Genomic DNA, 4,721 nt, shown 5'->3' on the forward strand with positions numbered 1-4,721 from the left:
AGCTGGTGAAGTCGCCCGAGCACGTGCACACCTACCGCATCACCCCGCTCTCGGTGTGGAACGCCTGCGCCGCGGGCACCCCGCCCGACGACATCCTCGCCGCCCTGCGCGAGTACGCCAAGTATCCCGTTCCGCCCGTGGTGGAAGCGTCCATCCGCGACGCCGCCACGCGCTACGGCCGCCTGCAGCTTGCGCGCGACGCGGACGGCCTGGTGCTCGCCGCGGACGAGCCGGAACTGGCGGAGGAGATCGGCCGGGTGCGCGGCGTGGCGCCCCACCTGGGCGAGCGGCTTTCGCCCACGTCGTTCCGCGTTCCCCCGGCCGAGCGCGGCCGGCTGAAGCTGGCGCTGGTCAAGGCCGGCTGGCCCGCGGAAGACCTGGCCGGCTACACCCCCGGCGAGCCGCTCCCCATCTCCATGCTCCCCGTCACCCGCGCGGGCGAGCCTTTTCATCTGCGCGCGTACCAGAACGATGCGGCGGGCGCCTTTCACGCCGGCGGCAGCGAGCGGGGCGGCAGCGGCGTGGTGGTGCTCCCCTGCGGCGCGGGCAAGACGGTGGTGGGCATGGAGTGCATGTCGCGGGTGGGCAGCTCCACCCTGGTGCTCACCACCAGCGTGACCGCCGTGCGCCAGTGGATCCGCGAAGTGCTCGACAAGACCACCCTGCATGAGGACCAGGTGGGCGAGTACACGGGACAGGCCAAGGACGTGCGCCCCGTGACCGTGGCCACCTACCAGGTCCTTACCCACCGCGACCGCAAGGACGCCGCCTTCAAGCACCTGGAGCTGTTCGATTCGCGCGACTGGGGACTGATCGTGTACGACGAGGTGCACCTCCTCCCCGCGCCCGTCTTTCAGGTCACCGCCGCCCTGCAGGCCCGCCGCCGCCTGGGGCTCACCGCCACGCTGGTGCGCGAGGACGGGCGCGAGGACGACGTCTTTGCCCTGATCGGCCCCAAGAAGGCCGAGGTGCCGTGGAAGGTGCTGGAGGGACAGGGGTGGATCGCCACGGCGGAGTGCACCGAGGTGCGCGTGCCGCTCCCCAAGTCGCTGCGGATGCCGTACGCCGTGGCGGAGGAGCGCGACAAGTTCCGCATCGCGAGCGAGAACCCCGACAAGGTGAACGTGATCCGGCGCATCCTGGAACGGCATCCGGATGAGCCAACGCTCGTGATCGGGCTGTACGTGGAGCAGATCAACGCGATCGCCCAGGAGCTGGGCATTCCCGTGCTCACCGGGAGCACCGGCCAGCGCCGCCGCGACGTGCTGTACCGGGACTTTCGCGAGGGCCGCATTCCCGTGCTGGCGGTGAGCAAGGTGGCCAACTTCGCGGTGGACCTGCCGGACGCGTCCGTGGCCATCCAGGTTTCCGGCACCTTCGGCTCGCGGCAGGAGGAGGCGCAGCGGCTGGGGCGGATTCTGCGCCCCAAGCGCGGCGCCAACCAGGCGCACTTCTACACCCTGGTGAGCCGCGACACCACGGAGCAGGAGTTCGCCCTCAAGCGGCAGCTGTTTCTGTGCGAGCAGGGCTACGCCTACCGCATCGCCGACCCGCGCGACATCTGACCCATGAAGCTGGCCGCACTGGACTGGACCCGGATCCTCCCCGAACTGCCCCGCTGGGACACGCTCTCGCCCCGGGCCCGGCGGGCGTTTCTGCAGATCACGCCCGGGATCGCCGCGGCGCCCGGCCTGCTGGACGGCATGGAAGACGAGCTGGTCGCGGCGGGGTTCATCAGCCGCCCGGGGCCGCGGGGCACCAACTTTCCGCACGCGCCGGAACTGCGCGACCTGCTGGCGGCGCTGCGCGCCATGCACCGCCTTCACCCGCTGCACGGCCCCACGGGCCGCCTGGAAGAGCGATACCTGCAGGACCAGTTCAGCCTGACCGAAATGGGCGACCTGGTCCGCCAACACGGGTTCGGAGGGTGGTACGACCGCCAGACGACGGCGTCCGCCGTGTCGTCGGTGGCGTGGGTCAACGAGTTTCTCGCGGCCGGCACCGGTTCCGGTGCGCTGAAGTGGGAGAACGCCCGCCGGCCGTACGCCGTAAAGCCCCACCTGACGTCGGCTCCCCTGATCACGGCGCTGCACACGCTGGTCAAGCGGCTGAGCACGCTCCCCGCCGGCGTCCCCCTGCGCACGGTGGGAGAGCTGCTGGCGAAGGACACGCCGCAGACGCGTGCCGCCGCGCTGGCCGCGGGGCTGCGGTACGAGCTGATCTTCGTCTCGATGCATGACGAGGCGCTGGAGCCCACGCTGGGCGTGCTCCCGGCGATCGCCCGGCGCCTCGGTCCGCCGTCCCCGCCGCCTGCGCCCGTCGTGGCGACGGAAACGTGGGAGGATGCGTTCCGCGTGTCGGACATGACGGTGATGCTGGTGGAGGCCGCCGCCGAGCCCATCCCCGTGCGCGGCACCAACGGGCGAATGTACGTGCGCTCGCTCCGCGCCATGGCGCCCCGGCTGGCCTCCGTTCCGCGCTGGGCCGAGGACTTCCTTCTCGGCGCGGACGAAGACGAGGATGAGGACACGAAAGAGTCCGCGGAGGATGCGGGCCGGGCGGAGGTGCGGCTCGGCTCGGCCGCGCGCATGCTCCAGGCGCTGGGGATGGCGTCGATCGCAAAGGCCGGCGACCGCTATCACTTCGCGCCCACCGCGGCCGGGCGGAAGTGGCTGGCCCGCCCCGAACACGAGCGCATCCGGCAGGTGGTGGATGTGCTCCGCGAGTCGCGGCAGCTGAACCCCGCCGCGTCGGGCCAGGACAGCGGAACGCTGGACTACTTCGGCATCTGGTTCCCGTTTTCCGTCGGAGAGACGCTGGACCTGCGTGCCCCGCTGGCCGCCGCCTTTCTGGCGGTGCCCGCGCAGGGGATGATGGACCTGGAAGAGTGGGCGCTGCACCAGGGCGAAGCCGCCAACCCGCTGCTGGCGCTGGAATCGCAGCCCCGCCCGCGGGCCTACGCCTACTCGTACGCCCCCGCGCCCACGACCCGCGAGGGGTGGGAGGACGCGTGGGCCCAGGTGCTCACGGAGTTCCTGCGCACCCGGCTGGCTCCGCTGGGCGGCGCGCGCCTGGGCCAGGGCCCGCGGGGCGTGGCGTTCGCGCTCACCCCCGTGGGCCGCTACCTGCTCGGGGCCACGGACAAGTTCCAGCTGGCGCCGCAGGCGGAGGGCGACGTCGTGGTGAAGCCCGACTTCGAGATCGTTTTTCTGGCCGCGGCGCCCCGGCTGGAGGCGGAGTTCAGCCGCTACGCGGAGCGCCTGGGCAGCGGGGTGGGAGCGCTGTTCCGCCTGACCCGGGCATCGGTTCTTCGGGGCGTGGAGCACGGCCTGGGCGCCGACCGCATCCTGAAAGCAATGGGTGCGGCGTCGCGCTCTCCCGTTCCGGACAACGTGGCGCGGCAGGTGCGCGACTGGTGCGCCGCCACCCGCCGGGTGCGCGTCGGCCCCGCCGTGCTGGTGGAGTGCCCCGACATGCAGACCGCCGCCCGCGTGGCGTCACTCGCGGGAACGCGCGCGACGGCGATCAGCCGCACGGTGCTCCGCCTGGACGGGGACGCGAAGGCGAACGCCGCCCTGCTGAAGAAGATGCGGGCACAGGGCATCTTTCCGCAGGATTGATCCCCCGCGGCCCGTCCGCCGCAATCCGGTACCGGCGCCCACATCGCTTTCGAGTCCGCCGGGGAAACTACCGCAGGGCGCAGCGCAGGGCGGGCGCCTGGGCGGGCACGTGGTCACGGCCCACCACCGCGAACACCCGCTCGCCGCGACGGACCTCGCGCGCAATCACCTCCACCATGTGTCGGTTGCGGAACTCGCTGGACGCGCGGTTGATGTCGTTGGTAAAGACGCCGCCCGTCTCGGCGGAGTTCGCCAAGGGATCGAACCACGCGGCCGGCGCCTCCCACCAGTTCGCCGGCGCCGTCCAGTACCGGCGATATGCCGCCTGCAGTTCCTCGGTGTTCGTGATCAACCCGCTGATCTCCGGAATGCGCTGCGCCACCTGCGGCAGCAGTGCATCCATCGCCTCGCGAAGCTGCGTCTCGTTCAGGCCACGCCGCTCGCGAAGGCGCGACGCCTCGCGCAGCAGGTAGAACAGCTTTACCTGGTCGAGCGGAAAGCGCGCGGCCACAAAGCGCGCCTCGTCCCGCGGATCGGGCTCCAGCCGCTCAATGCGTGCCCCGCCTGCCCTGGCCAGAAAGCGGACATAGCCGGACTCGCCGTACTGCCGGATGGTCTCGTCCCCGGTCGCGGCCTCGGTGCGCGGCGGGCCTTCGTAGAACGCCACCGTGGGCCGCACCCGCTCCCACTGCGCGCGGAGTGCGGCGAACTGCGGCTCCGCGGGATCGCTGCTGTGCACGGCGCCAAAGTACAGCAGCCGCCCCGGGCCAGCTGGCAGATCCAGCAGATACTCGGGCGCGGCGCCGGACCTGGCGCGCGAAGCGTACTCCACGATGCGCGCGACACACGAGTCGGGCACCGGGCCCTGCGCGGTGGCGGCGGGCGCGATCAGGACGAGCGTAATAAGCGAGACGGAAGCGAATCCTTTGACGTGCATGTCGGGATGGGCCTGGGTGCAGAACAAAACCGGACGCCCGTCGTACGGCGGTGCCGGTGGCGGTGTTTCAGTCGCAGGCGCCAGCGGGTGCCTCCGTGCCCAGGCGCGGAGGCATTTTCACGTACGCCGTTTTTCCGGCGTAAGCGGCGCTACGGCCGGCCCCC

The 4,721-nt window shown here is 71.8% G+C and carries 3 protein-coding genes; 2 read left to right on the forward strand and 1 reads right to left on the reverse strand.

What is annotated here, in order from left to right; all coding sequences use genetic code 11:
- Both VF665_RS08945 and VF665_RS08950 read left to right on the forward strand, forming a co-directional pair.
- A partial coding sequence (locus VF665_RS08945) for a DNA repair helicase XPB (protein WP_331053072.1) occupies positions 1-1,565 on the forward strand: 1,565 nt, incomplete at its 5' end.
- A gap of 3 nt (positions 1,566-1,568) precedes the next feature.
- Positions 1,569-3,620: a helicase-associated domain-containing protein gene (locus VF665_RS08950; RefSeq protein ID WP_331053073.1), complete on the forward strand. Its 2,052-nt coding sequence runs from the start codon at positions 1,569-1,571 to the stop codon at positions 3,618-3,620.
- Between the two features lie 67 nt (positions 3,621-3,687).
- On the opposite strand, the gene VF665_RS08955 is transcribed toward VF665_RS08950, so the two are convergent.
- Positions 3,688-4,557, reverse strand: a complete 870-nt coding sequence (locus VF665_RS08955) for a hypothetical protein (RefSeq protein ID WP_331053074.1) — start codon at positions 4,555-4,557, stop codon at positions 3,688-3,690.
- Between the last annotated feature and the right edge of the window lie 164 nt (positions 4,558-4,721).

Origin of the sequence: Longimicrobium sp., from assembly GCF_036387355.1 — a bacterium.
GTDB lineage: Bacteria > Gemmatimonadota > Gemmatimonadetes > Longimicrobiales > Longimicrobiaceae > Longimicrobium.

Coding starts and splice junctions, on each gene's coding strand:
- VF665_RS08950 (WP_331053073.1), top strand. CDS start 1,569: ATGAAGCTGGCCGCACTGGACTGGACCCGGATCCTCCCCGAACTGCCC.
- VF665_RS08955 (WP_331053074.1), bottom strand. CDS start 4,557: ATGCACGTCAAAGGATTCGCTTCCGTCTCGCTTATTACGCTCGTCCTG.